We start from the raw sequence: 19928 nt of genomic DNA, 5'->3' as shown, positions 1-19928 counted from the left end.
TTTGAAGAAGATGATCTTGTAGTCCGTCCATAGACACAAGTCCTCAGTAGAAAGTGAGAGAAAAAATGGTTTTTCCTAGCGAACAAGAACAGATTGAAAAATTTGAAAAGGATCATGTAGCCCAACATTATTTTGAAGTTTTGCGTACCTTGATTTCCAAGAAATCAGTCTTTGCCCAGCAGGTCGGGCTCAGGGAAGTCGCAAACTATCTGGGTGAGATTTTCAAGCATGTGGGAGCTGAAGTCGAGATTGATGAGAGCTACACGGCGCCTTTTGTCATGGCGCATTTCAAGAGTTCGCGTCCAGATGCTAAGACCTTGATCTTCTATAACCACTATGACACCGTACCAGCGGATGGAGATCAGATCTGGACAGAGGATCCCTTTACACTTTCTGTTCGAAATGGCTTTATGTATGGGCGTGGGGTTGACGACGACAAGGGCCATATCACGGCTCGTTTGAGCGCTCTGAGAAAATATATGCAGCACCACGATGACTTACCTGTCAATATCAGCTTTATCATGGAAGGGGAAGAGGAGTCTGCTTCTATGGATTTAGATAAGTATTTAGAGAAACACGCAGACAAACTTCGTGGAGCAGATTTGCTAGTTTGGGAGCAAGGAACTAAAAATGCCTTAGAGCAATTAGAAATTTCTGGTGGGAACAAGGGAATCGTAACCTTTGATGCCAAGGTGAAAAGTGCGGATGTGGACATTCACTCGAGTTATGGTGGTGTCGTGGAGTCAGCACCATGGTATCTTATCCAGGCCTTAAGTAGCCTACGCGCTGCAGATGGCCGTATCTTGGTTGAAGGCTTGTACGAGGATGTGCAAGAGCCAAATGAACGGGAGTTAGCCTTGGTTGATACCTATGCACAGGGCAATCCAGAGGAAATCAGTCGCATTTACGGCTTGGAATTGCCTCTCTTACAAGAGGATCGTGCAGCCTTTCTAAAACGTTTCTTTTTCGAGCCCGCCCTCAATATAGAAGGATTCCAGTCTGGTTATCAAGGGCAAGGGGTTAAAACGATTTTGCCAGCAGAAGCTAATGCCAAGTTAGAAGTTCGTCTGGTTCCTGGCTTAGAACCGCATGATGTTCTGGAAAAAATTCGGAAACAGCTAGACAAAAATGGTTTTGATAAGGTAGAATTATATTATACCTTGGGAGAGATGAGCTATCGAAGCGATATGAGTGCGCCAGCCATTCTCAATGTGATCGAATTGGCCAAGAAATTCTACCCTCAGGGCGTATCGGTCTTACCGACAACAGCGGGAACAGGACCTATGCATACGGTCTTTGATGCCCTAGAGGTACCAATGGTGGCCTTCGGTCTAGGAAATGCCAATAGCCGAGACCACGGTGGAGATGAAAACGTGCGAATCGCCGATTACTACACCCATATTGAATTAGTAGAGGAGCTGATTAGAAGCTATGAGTAGAGATATTATCAAGTTAGATCAGATCGATGTGACTTTTCACCAAAAGAAGAGAACCATCGCAGCGGTTAAGGATGTGACCATTCACATCCAAGAAGGGGATATCTACGGAATCGTTGGATATTCTGGAGCAGGGAAATCCACTCTTGTACGGGTGATTAACCTCTTGCAAAAACCATCTGCAGGCAAAATTACCATTGATAACGACGTCATTTTTGATGGTAAGGTGACCTTGACAGCAGAGCAGTTGCGTCGTAAGCGTCAAGACATTGGGATGATTTTCCAGCATTTCAACCTGATGAGTCAAAAGACAGCAGAGGAAAATGTAGCCTTTGCCCTCAAACACTCTGGACTCAGCAAGGAAGAAAAGAAAGCCAAAGTAGCTAAGTTGTTGGATTTGGTTGGGTTGGCGGATCGTGCTGAAAACTACCCTTCACAACTATCTGGGGGACAAAAACAGCGCGTGGCTATTGCGCGTGCCTTGGCCAATGATCCGAAAATTTTGATTTCAGATGAGTCAACGTCTGCCCTCGACCCTAAGACAACCAAGCAAATTCTAGCCTTGTTGCAAGATTTGAACCAAAAATTAGGTTTGACTGTTGTTTTGATTACACACGAAATGCAGATTGTCAAAGACATTGCTAACCGTGTGGCAGTTATGCAGGATGGTCGTTTGATTGAAGAGGGCAGTGTTCTTGAAATCTTCTCAGACCCTAAACAACCTTTGACCCAAGACTTTATCTCAACTGCGACAGGTATTGACGAAGCCATGGTCAAGATTGAGAAGCAAGAAATCGTAGAGCATCTATCTGAGAACAGTATCTTAGTGCAGCTCAAGTATGCAGGGGCTTCGACAGACGAGCCACTTTTGAATGAATTGTACAAGCGTTACCAAGTAACGGCTAATATCCTTTATGGAAATATCGAAATTCTCGATGGCACTCCAGTCGGAGAATTGGTTGTGGTCTTGTCAGGTGAAAAAGCAGCGCTAGCAGGTGCTCAAGAAGCTATTCGTCAAGCAGGCGTACAGCTAAAAGTATTGAAGGGAGGACAGTAAGATGGAGTCATTGATTCAAACCTATTTACCAAATGTCTATAAAATGGGCTGGGCTGGTCAAGCAGGCTGGGGAACAGCCATCTACCTAACCCTTTATATGACAGTTCTTTCCTTCATCATCGGAGGGTTCTTGGGGTTGGTAGCAGGTCTTTTCCTCGTCTTGACAGCTCCAGGTGGTGTCTTGGAAAATAAGGTTATCTTTTGGATTTTAGACAAGATTACCTCTATTTTCCGTGCGGTTCCCTTCATCATCCTCTTGGCAATCATGTCGCCACTGTCTCACTTGATTGTGAAGACTAGTATCGGGCCAAATGCAGCCCTTGTCCCCCTTTCTTTTGCAGTCTTTGCCTTCTTTGCCCGTCAGGTGCAGGTGGTCTTGGCTGAACTAGATGGCGGTGTCATTGAGGCAGCCCAGGCTAGTGGAGCGACCTTCTGGGATATCGTGGGTGTTTACCTATCAGAAGGTCTTCCAGATTTGATTCGTGTGACGACTGTGACTTTGATTTCCCTTGTTGGGGAAACAGCAATGGCCGGTGCGGTTGGTGCTGGTGGTATCGGTAACGTGGCCATTGCCTATGGGTTTAACCGCTACAATCACGATGTGACCATCTTGGCGACCATCATTATCATCTTGATTATCTTTACAATCCAGTTCTTGGGAGATTTCTTGACCAAGAAATTAAGTCATAAATAATGGAAGGAGTTCAATGGGACTCCTTTTTGTTTTCTCACCGAAATGCAAGAAGGATAAAGCTTCTTTTTAGAAATATGCTATAATAAAGAAAGGTCCCTCAATTAGCAAATCGGAAAGTTTGCTGTAGGAGGGATGATAATGTAAAGGAGTCTAGCTGGTATGAATTATTTCGAGGGAAATGAGTTTTTCCTTCTCTTATTTGTAGTTTTACTAATTGGTTTTGTGGTAAACTTTTTTGAAAAACGTAAGGACTACTATATTTTGGTGCTCTCCCTCTTATTTGCAGGAGCTATCTATGGTAAGAGTCGAGCGATGATGGTCTATTTGCTTGCCTTTGTCGTTTATCAATATTTTCTGGTTTTTCTAGCGCAGAGGATAGAAGCAAAGAGGCTGAAACCACTGGTTTTCCTTTCCATTCTTCCTTTAGTAATCAATAAAGTCTTTGCCCTGACTTCTCTGCATTTGTTGGCCTTTATTGGAATTTCTTACATGTCCTTTAAGACCATTCAGATCATGCTAGAGATATTGGATGGCTTGATCAAAGAAAAAATCAGTGTAAAAGATTATTTACAGTTTTTGCTCTTTTTCCCAACAGTTAGTGCTGGTCCGATTGATCGGAGTAGGAGATTTTTAAAAGAGATAAACGAGGTCATGCCACGAAAAGAGTATCTAGAGTTAGCAGGGGACGGTGTGTATCGTATTGTTCTAGGCCTTCTTTACAAGGTTGTTTTATCAACCTATGTTTACCAGATGTTACTTGCTCTAAGCAATACGGGCACAGTCGTCTATTCAATCAAGTATATGTACCTCTATACCTTGTATCTGTTCTTCGACTTTGCAGGCTATAGTCTAATGGCCGTTGGAAGTAGTAATATTCTAGGTATTCAGACACCGATGAACTTTAACAAACCTTTCTTGAGTGTCGATATCAAGGATTTCTGGACCAGATGGCATATTACCTTGTCGACCTGGTTGAGAGATTTTGTATTTTCAAGAGTATTGATGCAGGTTATCAGGAAAAAATGGTTTAAAAATAGACTACACAATGCAACCTATGCCTATATGGTCAATATGTTGGTCATGGGTTTTTGGCATGGTCTCAGTGTTAGTTACATTGTCTATGGTTTTTACCATGGTGTCTTGATGGCTGGATTTGAAGTGTATCAAAAGAAAAGCAATTTTTATAAGAAAAATAAAAACAAAAACTGGTATAAGCTACTAAGTTGGTTTGTGACCATGAATTTGGTTATGGTTGGTTTCTTTATCTTTTCAGGTGAACCCTATAAAATCTTACTTACGATTTTAAAGAGATAAGAGATTGAAAAGAAATCGGACAGATCGAAGGGATAGGATAAAACGAGATGATTAAATTAAAAGCATTTTTACTATCGCTTGTGCTCGTAATTGCGACGCTTGCCCTTTTAAATGTGACGTATGTCAAGAAGATTGACGATTATTATAAAGTCAAGGATAACAGTATTCGTTATAGCACCTCGTATGAAAAGTATAAAAGTAGAGATATTATAACAAGCAATATCACCCCCAATACACTGGTTCTAATGGGTTCTTCAGAGTTGGTTGCAACGATAAATGAAGACTATCATCCAAATAAAATTTTTAACTACAACGATTTTAATATCATGCAGATTGGGACTAGTTATTCTCAAAACATCATTCAGGCTACGACCTTGGGCTCTATTGAAGGGTCTATGAGTAAGCGAAAAGTAGCTATAGTAGAGTCGGTTCAGTGGTTTGAAAAAGATGGGACCCATCAAGATGCCTTTTTGAACAAGGCTTCTCAGGAACATATTTTCCACATGCTAGATAATGACAAGATTAGTAAGGAAACGAAAGAGAAACTGATCAATCGTATTATTGAAATCACCAAGGGAAACAAGCAACAAAATGACATCTATAAAAAATATAAAAGTTATTTCATAGATGGAAAAGGAACTATTGTTGATAAAAAACTATTAGAGTTAGATAACGCGATGTATTCCTTTAAGCTCAAACAGACTTTTTATCAAAAGCATGCCAAATCAGATTATCCTTCGCTAGGAGACAAAACCCCAGACTATGATTGGCAGAAGATGACGGATCAGTTTGTGGAAGAGGTCAAAAAGAAAACAGACAATAATGATTATGCTGTTGATAATAACTACTACAATACTTACTTAAAAGACCGCTATGCATCGCTGAAAGATTCTAATAAAGATTTGAGTTACCTAGAGTCACCAGAATATTCAGATATGGAACTTTTCTTGACAGTTGCTAAGGAATTGGGCATTGAAGTTGAGGTTATTATTTTCCCAGTAAACGGGAAATGGAACGACTACACTGGTGTCTCAAGAGAAATGCGAGAAAAAACTTATAAAAAAATAGAAGATGTCGCAAAAAGCCATGGTGCAACGGTACTAAACTATGGAAACAGAGAGTATGATGATTACTTTTTATTTGACGTGATGCACGTTGGAGTGAAAGGATGGATGGAAGTTGAAAAAGAACTTTACAAATTTGCAAACCAAGCTAACTAACACACAGCGTTTAATCTTGTGGACACTATTTTTCTATACGGTTATCTTAAGCATCGTGATTTACTGTTTTGTGACCGATTTTTCGAATATTCAAGAATTTATCTATAGTGAATTCTAAGATTGTATACAAAAAGGCCCTGGAACTAGGCATTGCTAGTCTTCAGGGCTTTTACCTTACATTTTATCGGTGATTTTTTGACTTAGAAATTGCCCCATCACAGCCCCCATCAAGGCACCTAGGAGGATGCTTGAAACAAAGAGAAGGATTTTGTCCAACTCGGGAGCGACCATGATACGGTCGATGTATTCTTGTGACTTCCCACGCGCAAGTAAGGTGGCCATGTAAGCTTTGGGACGGATCCACATGAGGAAGATAGGCCCACTTGTGCTGAAAGCAAAGACAAGGAAGGAGAGGATGTTTTTGATTCGGTCTTTGTAGTTTCCGAGACGAGCGATGGCATCTGCTGCAAGACCACAGGCGACTCCTGGGAGAAAGGCACCAGCGCCATGCTTGCTAGCTAGGAAAAAAAGTGCCATAAAAAGGCCTAGAGTTGTAATAGCGCCAAAACGAGGAACCTTTGCTAAAAGAAGCATGTAGACACTGCCACCGACAAGGGCAGAAAAGGCAGGCGCGTAGAACATATTGCCTGTTTGGTCGACCAGATGTCCTAGGAAGACTCCAATCCCCACACAGAGGAAGTAGAGGACGGCGGCTAAGAGGGTGGTTAAGATATTTTTCTTCATGAGAATCTCCTTGATGCAAACTAACAAAACCAATTGTATCACGCTTTTTAAGGATTGTAAATGGGAGTTCTATATTTTTGAAAACGTTTGAAATATGATATAATAGTTACATCGTTAGTTTAAGGAGAGTAGCATGGGAAAATTTCTAGAATTCGTCTTTAATCGTATCTTTTTGGGAATGATTGCGACGGCTTATTTCTGGCTATTAACACTAGCAGGAGGAGTAGTTTTGGGTTTGGCACCAGCTAGTGCCACCCTGATGAGTTTGTATGCGGAGCACGGTTATACTTATCGGGCTTATAGTTTGAAAGAAGCTTGGGAACTATATAAGAGTAACTTTGTCAAGAGCAATCTAGCTTTCTATAGTTTTGTATTTGTAGATTTAGTGTTAGTTTATGGTCTGTATCTTTTGGTTCAATTGCCCCATCAAACTATTTTTCATCTCTTGGCAACCTTTCTTAATATTCTTGTAGTTGCCCTTGTCTTTCTAGCCTATACTGTTTCTTTGAAACTTCAGGTATATTTTGATTTATCCTACCGAAATACCGTGAAATTATCCCTTATCGGGATTTTTATGAATTTGCCGGCAATTGCCAAGGTTTTATTTGGTACAGTCATGCTTGTAGGAATTGGTTACTATATGCCTGCCCTCCTCTTTTTTGTAGGAATTGGTGTGTGGCATTTCTTTATCAGTGATATGTTGGAACCTATTTATGAAAGTATCCATGAAAAATTGGCGACAAAATAGAATGAAGCAGTTCTGGCTTCACTCTCTTTTACGGATTTATAGTTTGGTTATGATTGTGATCATTGCCAGTTTTGCGATTATGCTCTCGTATGCTGACTGGGATTCACGTGAGAAAGAAGCCCAACGGGTAGCTCAACGTGTGACGACTCGGACAGTAAGTGAGATTGAATATTACCATAGAGAGTCGACTCAGATTGCCCAGGCTTTGGTTGAAAATCAAGCTCGCATCGAAGGGATTTACAAGTACTTTAGTCTCAGTACACCAGACTATTTTTATTGGCAATTAGAGCGCAAGGCTTCGCCCTATATCTCGGTATCCTTGTATGAAAATATCGACGATCTCTATGTTCGGAATGATTTTGTGACTGGAGTGGCTATTGTCCTTCAGGACTATAAGGAAGTGTATGTTTCGACTAGAGAAAAACGCAGCGGAGAGAAAGTCCCTGCGGAGGATTTTAAGCCGACAGCCAACAGTTTTGCCATTCCCGTTTCCGATCCTGTGTCTGACAAGGATTTAGGAGTTATCTATATCTCCTTATCGTCAGATGTTCTCCATGGAGCTATTGACAATACAAGGGGCCATATCCCGATGGCTGTAACAGTAACTTCGCCTTTTGAGACTGAGATGTTCCATATTGGGGAGAAGGTATCAGTCGAGAGGGAGAACTGGTTTGTAGGTGTTACCTCTCACGGTTATCAGGTTCGAGCTGCTGTTCCTAAAAATTTTGTTCTTACTGGAACTTTGACGAGTTCAGCTGTCATTATTGGGCTAAGTATTCTCTTTATCATCATTTTGTACGTGACCCTTAGACAGACTTTCTCAAATTACCAAAAACAGGTCGTAGATCTAGTAGATTCGATCGAGGTGATTGCTCAAGGAGAAGAAGGCCTTCGAATTGATACCTCTGAAAAAGACCAAGAGTTGCTTCTCATTGCAGAAACAACCAATGATATGTTGGATCGCCTAGAAAAAAATATCCACGATATCTATCAGCTAGAGCTCAGTCAAAAGGATGCCAATATGCGAGCCCTACAAGCTCAAATCAATCCTCACTTTATGTACAATACTCTAGAGTTTTTGCGGATGTATGCCGTTATGGCAAGTCAGGATGAACTGGCAGATATTATCTATGAATTTAGCAGTTTGTTACGAAATAATATCTCCGACGAGCGGGAAACCACGCTGAAGCAGGAGTTGGAATTCTGCCGAAAATATAGCTATCTCTGTATGGTACGTTATCCTAAATCCATTGCTTATGGTTTCAAGATTGCACCAGAATTGGAAGAAATGAGGATTCCAAAATTTACACTCCAACCATTAGTAGAAAACTACTTTGCCCATGGTGTTGACCATCGCAGAACAGATAATGTCATCAGTATCAAAGCCTTGAAGGGTCAAGGATTCGTTGAAATCTTAGTAGTAGACAATGGTCGGGGAATGTCCTCTGAGAAACTAGCTAGCTTGCAAGAAAAATTAACTCAACGAAGTTTTGAACACGAAGCAAGCTACAGTGGAGAGCGGCAATCAATTGGAATAGTGAATGTACACGAACGCTTTGTTCTCTACTTTGGGGATCGCTACCAAATCAGTGTAGAGTCAGCTGAGCAAGAAGGTGTTCGTTACCATATCACTATCCAGGATGAATAGAAAGGGTAGAAATGTATAAAGTTTTATTAGTAGACGATGAGTACATGGTGACAGAGGGGCTCAAGCGATTAATCCCCTTTGAAAAATGGGATATGCAAGTCGTCGCGACAGCTAATCACGCAGATGATGCTTTGGATTACGTCAAGGAAAATCCAGTGGATGTGATCATTTCCGATGTCAACATGCCAGATAAGACAGGGCTTGAGATGATTAGGGAAATGAAAGAGCTACTTCCAGATACCTATTATATCTTGCTGTCTGGTTATCAGGAGTTTGATTATGTCAAAAAAGCCATGAACCTGAGTGTCGTGGATTATCTAGTCAAGCCAGTAGACAAGGTGGAGTTGGGCAATTTATTAGAAAAGATTGCGCTACAGCTTCAAGAAAAGGTGGAGCAAAGTCAGACCCTCAGTCAAGAATTAGATGAAGAAGGCTTTATCAGTTTCTTAGCAGGTAAAGAAAACTGGTGGATAGGACTTTCAAAGGAAAAGCAAGGCTCTTTTACCATTCCTTACTATGTTTTGGGGCAAGACTGGCAGATTTTCATCTCTGATCAACCGCTCGATGGCATCGTCGTGACACCATTTGAAGCACCCTACCAGCAGTCCTTTGAGAATTGGAAGATCAATGCTGAAAAAGCCCTCTTCTACGGTTCAGTCAATCTAGAAAAATCCGAGAGTTTGTTTGCTTATTACGAGCCGATTTATCGGGTGATTATCCAAGGGAATATCAATCAAATCATTGAAGAATTAACCCTGCTAGAGAAGGTTGTTTTGAAGAATACCCCGCGCGTTGCCATCACGAAGCAGCTCTTCACTCAGTTTGTCATGGATGTCTTCCACTTGTTTGAGCATCTAAAAGCGGATGATATGACGGAGATTGTCAAAGCCATCCATGCCATTAACTCCTTTGAAGAATTGGTTGCCTATATCAAAGAAACCTTGACCAAGTTCTTTGGCCAGTACCGCATGAATGAAAATGTGGTGAGCGTTCTGGAGGTGATTGGGCGTGATTATCAGAAAGAGCTCTCGCTTAAGGATATCAGCAAGGATCTCTTTATCAATCCTGTCTATCTCGGTCAGCTAATCAAGCGAGAAACCAACTCGACCTTTGCTGAATTGCTCAACAAACAGCGAATTAAGGCAGCACAACAGCTCTTGCTTTCAACCAATGATAGTATTGAAGATGTTTGCTATGCAGTTGGCTACAGTAATGTTGGATATTTCTACAAGGTTTTCCGTAAATTGTGCGGAAAATCACCAAAAGCTTATCGCAAACAAGTCGAAACCAGCTTGTAAAAGTTGTATTCCTGTACAAAAAATGCTATAATGTTCAAAATATCTTATGGAGGAAAACATGAAAAAGAATCCTATTTATCTTTGGGTCTTGCTAGTCCTATCAGCCCTTATTTCATCTATGTCACTATTTGGAATCTTGAGTCCATTGCCAAGTAAAGATGCTCTTCGTGCTAGCCTGGCGAATAGCGGGACGCTCACTGCCCAGCAATTAGAAGACACGGTCAACTATACTTACAAAGTGTCAGAATCCTCTCACTCTATTTTTAATATGTTGTTGATTATTTTATCTGCAATTTTAGTTGTAGTGGCCTTTGTATTTCTCGTACGTAAAAACGTGCAATTTGCAAACTATACTTATATTGGCTATGTTTTACTAGCTATTGTTGGTTTGGTTTATAGCTATATGAACATTCAAGATGCAGTTCAATTAATCAAAGATAGTGCCCTTGGCTTAGGAATGGGAGCATTAGCAAAAGGGACGGATATTTTGTTCATCATCATCAATGTTCTCTTTTTAGCCTTAGTCTTTTACAAGATGTGGCGTCAACAAAAGGACTTGACTGAGGAAGTCGAAGCAGAAGAGGCTGCCTAAGTATTGACAAAAAAGAACTATCAAGTTACAATTTTGGTAGTTCTTTTAATATCCAAAAATAAAAATCGAGGTCAATATGAAAAAAATATCCTTAGTTTATATCAGTTTGAGCGGGAATACAGAGAGTTTTGTAAGCCGTCTCAAGGACTATCTCTTGTCCCAGTACGAAGGGATTGAGGTCCAAAAAATCCATATAAAGGATTTGGTCAAGGAAGGGAAAGATTTCTTTGAAATGGATCACCCCTATGTCGCCTTTTTACCAACCTATCTAGAAGGTGGAAATGGTGTCGATAACGGCGATGTTGAGATTCTGACGACTCCAGTGGGTGATTTTATCGCCTATGGAGACAATGCTAGTAAGTGTTTTGGGGTAGTGGGATCTGGCAATCGCAATTTTAACAATCAGTACTGCCTGACAGCCAAGCAGTATAGCCAGCGCTTTGGCTTCCCAGTTCTAGCAGACTTTGAAATGCGTGGTATGCTGGGAGATATCAAGAAGGTTGCTGGGATCATTGCAGAGCTCTACGAGCTTGAGGTTTCGTAAGAGGAAGATTTTCTAAGCTAGAGTTTTGTTCTATGGATAAAGGATTTACTTCAAAAGGGAACAATCGAAATGAGTAAACTACAGAGATCATTTTTAAAGTATATAAAACGCAAACCAAGCTTCAAGGATATTCTGCTATGCAGTGCCTTGCTACTCTTAGCGATTACTCTGATGCAGTTATCCGCGAACTTTCTTGATGAAAGTTTGTCAGAATACGGAACCATGGCATCACTAGGAATAGTTATACTGGTGGGAATCTTAGTTATCAGGAAAAAATAGAAAAGGACTCGAGATGAAGATTCTTCTCGAGTCTTTTTATTATTTGCGAATTTCGTCAACGATTTCTTTTGCAATTGGAATTCCTAAACGGTAGCTTTTATTGATGTAGTCAATGACATCATTGATGTTTTCTATCGTTTGAATCTTCTCTTCAATAGTTGTACGAAAAGCTTGGTCTTTTAATAGTTGGTCTTGAAGCAGTCTCTGAAGTTTCTCTTTTTCATATTTATTGACAAGAAATAGAAAAATAAAGTAGTACTGAGGGGCAGTTGAGATTTTCAACTGCTTTTAAGTATGCAAAAAGCACCTTGTAAGGGTGCCGATTTATAAACTATCCTGCTTTTCCGATGGCAAGTGCATAGATAAAGAAAATAGCAAAGCTAAAGAGGAAAATCAATCCTACGATAGCGAGGAGTTTTAGCCAAGAAGGAAGATTTTTATTCTCATGTGTCACTAAAACATAGTTCAGAAGAGCGAAGAATGGTGTTGTCAGGAAAGAACCAATCATGGCGAAGCGAAGCATGGTTGAAACTTGACCAGCAAAGAACTTGATGATGACGATACCGATGATAGCGGTAATGGTCATCCAGATGTTCAAAGATTTGCTATCATCCTCTTTTTGACTTAACAAGAGTCGTAGGGAAACCTGATTAACGCGGGAATAGCCATCAATAACAGTAATAACTGTTCCAAAGATACAAAGAAAGGCGATAAAGGTGATCAAATAACGGGACCATTCTCCAAGGACAGAGGCATACATACCCACGAATTGAGAGATGTATTTGGCTGAAGCGGCTTCAACTGCTTGTCCTGTAGGATACTGAATGAGTGCTCCGAGTGCTACAAAGAATACAGCCAGGATAGCAGTTCCAATGTAACCAACGTTAAAGTCGAAAAGGGCGTCCTCTGTATTAAAGTTGACAGTCTTTTTCTTTTCAGCAGACCAGAGTGAGTTGATGGCTGAAATTTCAATAGGGGCAGGCATCCATCCTAGGAGGGAAACGATAAAAGGGAGGGCTGCCATTTGCCAAGGTGTCTTCTCAACAAAATCAGAGCTGTATTCTGGATGCTTAATTGCTGCAATGATAACTGCAAGAACAGTTGCAATAGTTAAAGCTGACATGATCCATTTTGCCATACCATCCAACAGTTTGTAGCCACCAAAGAGTAGCATGGCCCAAATGACTGCAACAAGGATGAGGGACCATTGAGTGATGCTAAGACCGATCATTGGAAAAGCGCTAGCGATGATGGCTGAGCAAAGGATAGCGACCCCAGCTGTATTGACCATAGCAGAAAAGACATTGAGGATAAAGAAAATCCAGAGATAGAGTTTCCCTTTTTCAGCGTAGCCTTCGACCAAGGTTTTACCAGTATCAGCAGTATATTCGGCACCAAAACGGAAAAATGGATATTTAAAAACATTGGCCAAGATAACTAAGAGGAGTAGTGACCAACCATAAGAACCACCAGCTTGAGTGGAGGATACGATGTGAGAACCTCCAACGGCGGCAGAAGCCATGAGGATACCTGGCCCCATTGCCTTTAGTTTGCTTGTCCAGGTTGACTGGCTTGATAAAGTAACTTGTGACATAATAGATGCTCCCGTTTTTGAATTTTCAGAATAATCTGAATAGGTAGCTTCTATTTTACAAAAAACTTAAAAGAAATGCAAGAATATTTTGAAAAAAGTTAGAAAATCCTGAAAATTCACAAAAATCATATGAAAATAACTGTGACTGTTTCAAGGGGATAATGTTGACTAGGGCGAATAAAAATCCGAGAAGTTTCCTTCTCGGACTTTGGTCATTTTAATTGATCTGTGATGTCTTTTGATAGCAACATTCCCAGATGGTAAGTTTTATTGATATGTGCAATGACATCATTGATGTTGTCAGTCGTGTGAATTTTCTCTTTGATGTCAGCCTTAAATATTTCATCCTTCAAGAGTTGCTCTTGGTAGAGCTTTTGCAGTCTTTCTTTCTCGTACTTATTGAGCAGAAAAAGGAAAACCAAGCTAATTATAACGAGGATATAAGCATATTGGCTCATAGGAAATCTCCATGTATGATAAAGAAATAGTAGTGAATAGATCGAATTAGTGAAGCGCCTAACCAAATCTATGATAGGCTTTGACATTCGTTGCTTAGATTGACTTGCATTCAAGTGACTTGAAGATTACAACCAGCCCTTAAACTAATTAATAGATTTGATTGACCAATTTAGTGAGGTGTTTAGGCAAGTGTCTCTGGTTACGACGTAAAGAAACATAAATCGAGAATATTTATGTTTCTTTACTAGTGAAGCGCCAAGCCAAATCCCTGATAGGATTTGGTGTTAGTTACTTAGATTGCTTTGCAATCAAGTAACTTTGGCGATTTACATCTTCTCTGGCGCTTCTACCCCGAGCAAACGAAGAGCTTCTTTGAGGACGACTGCAGTTGCGTAGCTGAGGGCTAGACGACTGTCGCGCTCAGGACTTTCATCTAGGATACGTGTATGTGCATAGTATTTGTTGAAAGCTTGAGCCAAACTAATCGCAAATTTCGCAATAATAGAAGGTTCAAAATTATCTGCCGCACGACTGATAATACGTGGGAAGTCTTGGAGTAGTTTAATGATTTCCCAGCTTTCAGCATCGTTCAAGCTGTAGTTGCCAGCTGTATCTGGTTTGAAATCGGCTTTGCGCAAGATAGATTGGATACGAGCGTAGGCGTATTGAACGTAAGGTCCAGTTTCTCCTTCAAAGGATACCATAGCTTCAAGGTCGAAGTCATATCCATTTGTACGGTCGGTCTTAAGATCATAGAACTTGATAGCCCCAACTCCAACAGCGTGGGCAACCTGGTCTTTATTTTCTAACTCAGGATTTTTCGCTTCGATTTGAGCCTTGGCACGACTAACAGCCTCTGCAATAGTAGGTTCTAGCAAGATGACATTTCCTTTACGAGTAGAGAGTTTTTTCCCTTCTTTTGTTACCAATCCAAACGGAACATGGACAATGTCTTGGCTCCAATCGTAGCCCATCTCTTGTAGTACTGCCTTGAGTTGTTTGAAGTGGGCAGATTGCTCTTGACCAACAACATAGATGGATTTTGCAAATTGGTATTCGTTTTTACGGTAAAGGGCTGCAGCCAAGTCGCGTGTGATATAGAGAGTTGCACCATCAGATTTCTTGATAAGGGCTGGATGTTCAATTCCATATTTCTCAAGACTGACAACTTGAGCACCTTCTGACTCAACAAGAAGTCCTTTTTCAGCGAGAATGTCTACAACAGCATCCATCTTATCATTGTAGAAGGCTTCTCCGTTGTAGCTGTCAAATTCGACTTGCAATTCATTGTAAAGACGGTTAAATTCCACCAAACTTTCATCACGGAACCATTGCCAAAGAGCGAGAGCTTCCTCATCTCCATTTTCAAGTTTACGGAACCATTCGCGTGCTTCTTCGTCCAAACTAGGATCTTTTTCAGCTTCAGCATTGATACGGACGTAGAGTTTAAGAAGTTCATCGATTGGATGTGCTTTTACAGCTTCTTCGTCGCCCCATTTTTTGTAGGCAACGATCAACATTCCAAACTGTTTTCCCCAGTCTCCTAGGTGGTTGACCTTGACCGTTTGATAGCCGATTTTTTGGAAAATATGTGATAAGCTATCTCCGATAACCGTTGAGCGCAGGTGACCAATAGAAAATGGTTTAGCGATGTTGGGACTAGACATATCGATAACGACATTTTCTTGCTTGCCAATGGTTTGGTCAGCATAGTGCTCTTTTTCAGTGATAACATCCTGTAATACTTGAGCCGAAATAGCACTTTTATCAAGGAAAAAGTTGACGTAAGGTCCTGTAGCAACAACCTTTTCAAAGGCTTGACTATTGATTTTTTCAGCAATATCTGCTGCAATCATTTGCGGAGCTTTACGCTCGACCTTTGCTAGAGAAAAGGCAGGGAAGGCGATGTCTCCCATTTCTGAGTTTTTAGGTGTTTCCAGTAAATTTAAAATAGCCTCTTGGTCCAGGCTATCAATGACGCTAGCCAACTCGCTAGCAATCAATTCTTTTGTATTCATAAGGGCTCCTTTTGGGCTTTTTTACTATTTTAACACAATTTACTACATTTTTTGAGAAAGAAAAGAATTTTTTTGAATTATCTAGTTTTTTTGGTATAATGTAGTTATAAAATAAATGTAAAACTTGTTATAAATATTCACTTAAGAGGATAATATGAGAAAAAGAGAACGGCATCAATTGATTAAAAAGATGATCACCGAAGAAAAACTTGGGACACAAAAAGAGATTCAAGATCGTTTAGAATCTCGTAATGTTTATGTGACACAAACGACTTTGTCACGTGATTTGCGTGAAATCGGCTTGACCAAGGTTAAGAAAAATGATATGGTGTATTATGTACTAGCAAATGAGACAGATAAGATTGATTTAGTTGAGTTTTTGTCTCATCATTTAGAAGGAGTTGCAAGAGCAGAGTTCACCTTGGTACTTCATACCAAACTTGGAGAAGCTGCAGTCTTAGCAAACATTGTAGATGCAAACAAGGATGAATGGATTTTAGGAACGGTTGCTGGTGCTAATACCTTATTGGTTATTTGTCGAGACCAGCACGTTGCCAAGCTGATGGAAGATCGTTTGCTAGATTTGATGAAAGATAAATAAGGTCTTGGGAGTTGCTCTCAAGACTTATTTTTAGCAAGGAGAGACGGAAAATGGCAACAGAAAAGCTATCACCCGGCATGCAACAGTATGTGGATATTAAAAAACAATACCCGGATGCTTTTTTGCTTTTTCGGATGGGTGATTTTTACGAGTTGTTCTATGAAGATGCAATTAATGCAGCGCAAATTTTAGAAATTTCCTTAACAAGTCGGAATAAAAATGCAGAAAATCCGATACCCATGGCGGGCGTCCCCTATCATTCTGCCCAACAGTATATCGATGTATTGATCGAGCAGGGCTATAAAGTTGCCATTGCAGAACAGATGGAAGATCCTAAACAAGCGGTTGGTGTTGTCAAGCGAGAGGTGGTCCAGGTCATCACACCTGGAACGGTCGTTGATAGCAGTAAGCCGGATAGTCAGAATAATTTTTTGGTTGCCTTAGATCGTGATGACAATCAATTTGGCTTAGCATATATGGATCTGGTGACGGGTGATTTCTATGTGACAGGTCTATTAGATTTTACGCTAGTTTGTGGGGAAATTCGCAACCTCAAGGCTCGAGAAGTGGTGCTGGGTTATGACTTGTCTGAGGAAGAAGAACAAATCCTCAGCCATCAGATGAATCTGGTACTTTCTTATGAAAAAGAAGGCTTTGAGGACCTTCATTTACTAGATCCACGACTGGCAGATGTGGAGCAAGCAGCAGCTAGTAAGCTGCTCCAGTATGTTCACCGGACCCAGATGCGGGAATTGAACCACCTCAAACCAGTTATCCGCTATGAAATCAAAGATTTCTTACAGATGGATTATGCGACCAAGGCTAGTCTGGATTTGGTTGAGAATGCCCGTTCAGGTAAGAAGCAAGGCAGTCTTTTCTGGCTTTTGGATGAAACCAAAACGGCTATGGGTATGCGGCTCTTACGGTCTTGGATCCATCGTCCTTTGATTGATAAGGAGCGAATCGTCCAACGTCAAGAGGTGGTGCAGGTCTTTCTTGACCACTTCTTTGAGCGCAGTGATTTAACGGACAGTCTCAAGGGTGTTTATGACATCGAACGTTTGGCTAGTCGGGTTTCTTTTGGCAAGACCAATCCCAAGGATCTCTTGCAGTTGGCGACCACCTTGTCTAGTGTACCACGGATTCGTGCGATTTTAGAAGGGATGGAGCAACCTGCCCTGGCCTATCTTATCGAACAGTTAGATGCCATCCCTGAGTTGGAGAGCTTGATTAGTGCTGCCATTGCTCCTGAAGCTCCTCACGTGATTACGGAAGGTGGCATTATCCGTACGGGATTTGATGAGACCTTAGACAAGTACCGTCGTGTGCTCAGAGAAGGGACTAGCTGGATTGCTGAGATTGAGGCTAAGGAGCGGGAAAACTCTGGTATCAGCACGCTTAAGATTGACTACAATAAAAAGGACGGCTACTATTTCCATGTGACCAATTCACAACTGGGAAATGTACCTGCCCACTTTTTCCGCAAGGCGACGCTGAAAAACTCAGAACGCTTTGGTACCGAAGAATTGGCCCGTATCGAGGGAGATATGCTGGAGGCGCGTGAGAAGTCAGCCAACCTAGAATATGAAATCTTTATGCGCATCCGTGAGGAAGTCAGCAAGTACATCCAGCGTTTGCAGGCTTTAGCACAAGGAATTGCGACCGTTGATGTCTTGCAAAGTCTGGCGGTTGTGGCTGAAACCCAGCATTTGATCCGACCGGAGTTTGGAGACGATTCACAAATTGATATCCAGAAAGGGCGCCATGCTGTTGTCGAAAAGGTCATGGGAGCTCAGACCTATATTCCAAATAGTATCCAGATGGCAGAGGATACGAGTATTCAGCTAATTACAGGACCCAACATGAGTGGGAAGTCAACCTACATGCGCCAGTTAGCCATGACTGCGGTTATGGCCCAGCTGGGCTCGTATGTGCCGGCGGAGAGCGCCTATTTGCCTATTTTCGATGCTATCTTTACCCGTATCGGAGCAGCAGATGACTTGGTTTCAGGTCAATCAACCTTTATGGTGGAGATGATGGAGGCCAACAATGCCATTTCGCATGCGACCAAGGACTCCTTGATTCTCTTTGATGAATTGGGACGCGGAACTGCAACGTATGACGGAATGGCTCTGGCCCAATCCATCATCGAATACATCCATGAACATATCGGAGCCAAAACCCTCTTTGCAACCCACTATCATGAGTTGACCAGTCTGGAGTCTAGCTTGGAACACTTGGTCAATGTCCACGTGGCAACCTTAGAACAGGATGGACAGGTCACCTTCCTTCACAAGATCGAACCAGGACCAGCTGACAAATCCTATGGTATCCATGTTGCTAAGATTGCTGGCTTACCAGCAGAACTTTTAGCAAGGGCGGATAAAATATTGGCTCAACTGGAGAATCAAGGGACGGAAAGTCCTGCGCCGATGAGACAAACAAGTGCTGTTACAGAGCAGATGTCACTCTTTGATGCGCCTGAAGAACATCCTATCCTAGCAGAATTAGCTAAACTGGATGTTTACAATATGACACCTATGCAGGCTATGAATGTCTTAGTTGAGCTTAAACAAAAATTATAAAAAGGACCCCACTCATGTGTTTGTGAGTGGGATTTTTCTCTATTACTTTTTATGAGCCAAGAGTTGATTGATGTGGTCTACTTTTTTAGCTTCTCTTTTATAGAGAATAACCCAGATGATAAGGTAGACGATCGCAAACTCTGGAATGAGCTGGAGATAGAAGGTCCAGTGGAAGGGGAACCAACCAGCCAGAGTCGCTAGTGGGACAAAGCCAGCCAGCATGAGGAAGAAATGGGAAAGTGTTGCACGGAGCAAGCTCCAGTCACGGCTGAATAAACGACCACCAAAGCTAAAGAGAACGCCGATAGCTGACCAGATGATCATGCAGTAGAGCAAGACTAGAGCACCGTGAACCTGATGTTGCACCATCACTTGGCCAATCAGAGACTCGGGGCTCAGTGGGGCATAGGTATTTGGTGCATAAATGAGTGAAAAGAGGATAGAGAGGATGAGGCCGATGAGTACACCAGCGGCTGCATCGTGAAAGATTTGTTTTTTCATAGTTCTAATTTCTCCTTGATGGTTTTTAGGTAACGGCGTGAAGAGTAGGTGAAGCTTTCGTTTTTGAGAAAGATTTCGATCAGGCCGTTGGGGGTTAGTTTGAGATGAGAGATGGAGTCGATATTGACGATTTCAGATTGGGAAATTTGGATAAAAGTTGTCGGTAAGATTTCAAGAACTTGATAGAGTCGTAAATCAATGCTGTAGGTCTGAGATGCAGTTTCTGCTAGAACCTTTCGATTCTCGATATAGAAGCGTTGTATCTTACAAATCTTAACTAGATAGACCTGATCTTCAAACTTTCCTTTGATTGTTTCTTTTTGGTCAAGATTTTCAGCAAATTCGATGATTTTTTGGACGTTTTTAGTTTCTTGAGGAGCTTGGACAATCAGCTTTTCCTCCTCGTAAGTCTCCTTAATCTGTAGTTCTACTTTCATAAATTTCCCTCCTTTTCAGTTATACAAGGTTGTGATCACTTCCTGTACACCTTTATTAAACACTATTTTACGACCCATGGCAAGAGCTTTTGTCTATGTGGAGAGATTTGGAGTCTATGTGGTATTTGCTTTTTCTGGTAACATCTGAAATATGGTATA

19 protein-coding genes are annotated in these 19928 nt (G+C 41.3%); 12 read left to right on the top strand and 7 right to left on the bottom strand.

Going from position 1 to position 19928, the window contains the following annotated elements; all coding sequences use genetic code 11:
- Positions 1-65 precede the first annotated feature (65 nt).
- From HMPREF9189_RS10155 to dltD, 5 genes are all read left to right on the top strand, one after another.
- Complete coding sequence (locus tag HMPREF9189_RS10155) at positions 66-1439, top strand: M20/M25/M40 family metallo-hydrolase (RefSeq protein ID WP_000231816.1); 1374 nt, start codon at positions 66-68, stop codon at positions 1437-1439.
- On the top strand, positions 1432-2493 hold the full coding sequence (locus HMPREF9189_RS10150) for a methionine ABC transporter ATP-binding protein (RefSeq protein ID WP_000085647.1): 1062 nt from the start codon (positions 1432-1434) through the stop codon (positions 2491-2493). The genes HMPREF9189_RS10155 and HMPREF9189_RS10150 overlap by 8 nt, the downstream gene beginning before the upstream one ends.
- Before the next feature lies 1 nt (position 2494).
- Positions 2495-3187: a methionine ABC transporter permease gene (locus HMPREF9189_RS10145; protein ID WP_000444640.1), complete on the top strand. Its 693-nt coding sequence runs from the start codon at positions 2495-2497 to the stop codon at positions 3185-3187.
- A gap of 159 nt (positions 3188-3346) precedes the next feature.
- Positions 3347-4501, top strand: a complete 1155-nt coding sequence (gene dltB, locus HMPREF9189_RS10140; RefSeq protein WP_001105744.1) for a D-alanyl-lipoteichoic acid biosynthesis protein DltB — start codon at positions 3347-3349, stop codon at positions 4499-4501.
- A gap of 47 nt (positions 4502-4548) precedes the next feature.
- On the top strand, positions 4549-5721 hold the full coding sequence (gene dltD, locus HMPREF9189_RS10135; RefSeq protein ID WP_000593504.1) for a D-alanyl-lipoteichoic acid biosynthesis protein DltD: 1173 nt from the start codon (positions 4549-4551) through the stop codon (positions 5719-5721).
- 174 nt (positions 5722-5895) lie between these two features.
- Here dltD and HMPREF9189_RS10130 read toward each other — a convergent pair whose 3' ends face one another.
- Positions 5896-6465 carry an MptD family putative ECF transporter S component gene (locus HMPREF9189_RS10130; protein ID WP_000739507.1) on the bottom strand — a complete coding sequence of 190 codons (570 nt, stop codon included), beginning with the start codon at positions 6463-6465 and terminating at the stop codon, positions 5896-5898.
- A 133-nt stretch (positions 6466-6598) separates the two neighbouring features.
- On the opposite strand from HMPREF9189_RS10130, the gene HMPREF9189_RS10125 reads away from it, so the two are divergent.
- From HMPREF9189_RS10125 to nrdI, 5 genes are all read left to right on the top strand, one after another.
- A complete protein-coding gene (locus tag HMPREF9189_RS10125; RefSeq protein WP_000514464.1) occupies positions 6599-7213 on the top strand; it encodes a YesL family protein in 615 nt (204 codons plus the stop codon).
- Complete coding sequence (locus HMPREF9189_RS10120; protein WP_009755444.1) at positions 7191-8861, top strand: sensor histidine kinase; 1671 nt, start codon at positions 7191-7193, stop codon at positions 8859-8861. The genes HMPREF9189_RS10125 and HMPREF9189_RS10120 overlap by 23 nt, the downstream gene beginning before the upstream one ends.
- 11 nt (positions 8862-8872) lie before the next feature.
- A complete protein-coding gene (locus tag HMPREF9189_RS10115) occupies positions 8873-10159 on the top strand; it encodes a response regulator transcription factor (protein ID WP_000278912.1) in 1287 nt (428 codons plus the stop codon).
- 58 nt (positions 10160-10217) lie between these two features.
- Positions 10218-10751 carry a hypothetical protein gene (locus tag HMPREF9189_RS10110; RefSeq protein WP_000740033.1) on the top strand — a complete coding sequence of 178 codons (534 nt, stop codon included), beginning with the start codon at positions 10218-10220 and terminating at the stop codon, positions 10749-10751.
- Positions 10752-10827: 76 nt separating this feature from the next.
- Positions 10828-11295: a class Ib ribonucleoside-diphosphate reductase assembly flavoprotein NrdI gene (nrdI, locus tag HMPREF9189_RS10105; protein ID WP_000724231.1), complete on the top strand. Its 468-nt coding sequence runs from the start codon at positions 10828-10830 to the stop codon at positions 11293-11295.
- A gap of 318 nt (positions 11296-11613) precedes the next feature.
- Here nrdI and HMPREF9189_RS10095 read toward each other — a convergent pair whose 3' ends face one another.
- From HMPREF9189_RS10095 to argS, 4 genes are all read right to left on the bottom strand, one after another.
- Positions 11614-11856, bottom strand: a complete 243-nt coding sequence (locus HMPREF9189_RS10095; RefSeq protein ID WP_000704100.1) for a hypothetical protein — start codon at positions 11854-11856, stop codon at positions 11614-11616.
- Between the two features lie 49 nt (positions 11857-11905).
- The gene (locus HMPREF9189_RS10090; protein WP_000084712.1) at positions 11906-13168 is read right to left on the bottom strand and encodes an NRAMP family divalent metal transporter; all 1263 of its coding nucleotides are present in this window, start codon (positions 13166-13168) and stop codon (positions 11906-11908) included.
- A gap of 212 nt (positions 13169-13380) precedes the next feature.
- On the bottom strand, positions 13381-13626 hold the full coding sequence (locus HMPREF9189_RS10085) for a hypothetical protein (protein WP_000084848.1): 246 nt from the start codon (positions 13624-13626) through the stop codon (positions 13381-13383).
- Between the two features lie 327 nt (positions 13627-13953).
- Positions 13954-15645: an arginine--tRNA ligase gene (gene argS / locus HMPREF9189_RS10080; protein ID WP_001092720.1), complete on the bottom strand. Its 1692-nt coding sequence runs from the start codon at positions 15643-15645 to the stop codon at positions 13954-13956.
- A gap of 154 nt (positions 15646-15799) precedes the next feature.
- Here argS and argR point away from each other — a divergent pair, with 154 nt between their 5' ends.
- Both argR and mutS read left to right on the top strand, forming a co-directional pair.
- Complete coding sequence (gene argR, locus HMPREF9189_RS10075) at positions 15800-16246, top strand: arginine repressor (RefSeq protein ID WP_001231484.1); 447 nt, start codon at positions 15800-15802, stop codon at positions 16244-16246.
- A 50-nt stretch (positions 16247-16296) separates the two neighbouring features.
- A complete protein-coding gene (gene mutS / locus HMPREF9189_RS10070) occupies positions 16297-18831 on the top strand; it encodes a DNA mismatch repair protein MutS (protein WP_000179921.1) in 2535 nt (844 codons plus the stop codon).
- A gap of 42 nt (positions 18832-18873) precedes the next feature.
- On the opposite strand, the gene HMPREF9189_RS10065 is transcribed toward mutS, so the two are convergent.
- Positions 18874-19332 (bottom strand): DUF3021 domain-containing protein, encoded by a 459-nt coding sequence (locus HMPREF9189_RS10065; protein WP_000743973.1) that lies wholly within the window; start codon positions 19330-19332, stop codon positions 18874-18876.
- On the bottom strand, positions 19329-19769 hold the full coding sequence (locus HMPREF9189_RS10060) for a LytTR family DNA-binding domain-containing protein (RefSeq protein WP_000861940.1): 441 nt from the start codon (positions 19767-19769) through the stop codon (positions 19329-19331). Before HMPREF9189_RS10060 ends, HMPREF9189_RS10065 begins: the two co-directional genes overlap by 4 nt.
- Positions 19770-19928 lie beyond the last annotated feature (159 nt).

Origin of the sequence: Streptococcus sp. oral taxon 071 str. 73H25AP (assembly GCF_000146755.1) — a bacterium.
GTDB classification, from domain to species: Bacteria; Bacillota; Bacilli; order Lactobacillales; family Streptococcaceae; genus Streptococcus; species Streptococcus oralis_T.
This window is presented reverse-complemented; position numbering and strand designations above follow the sequence as displayed.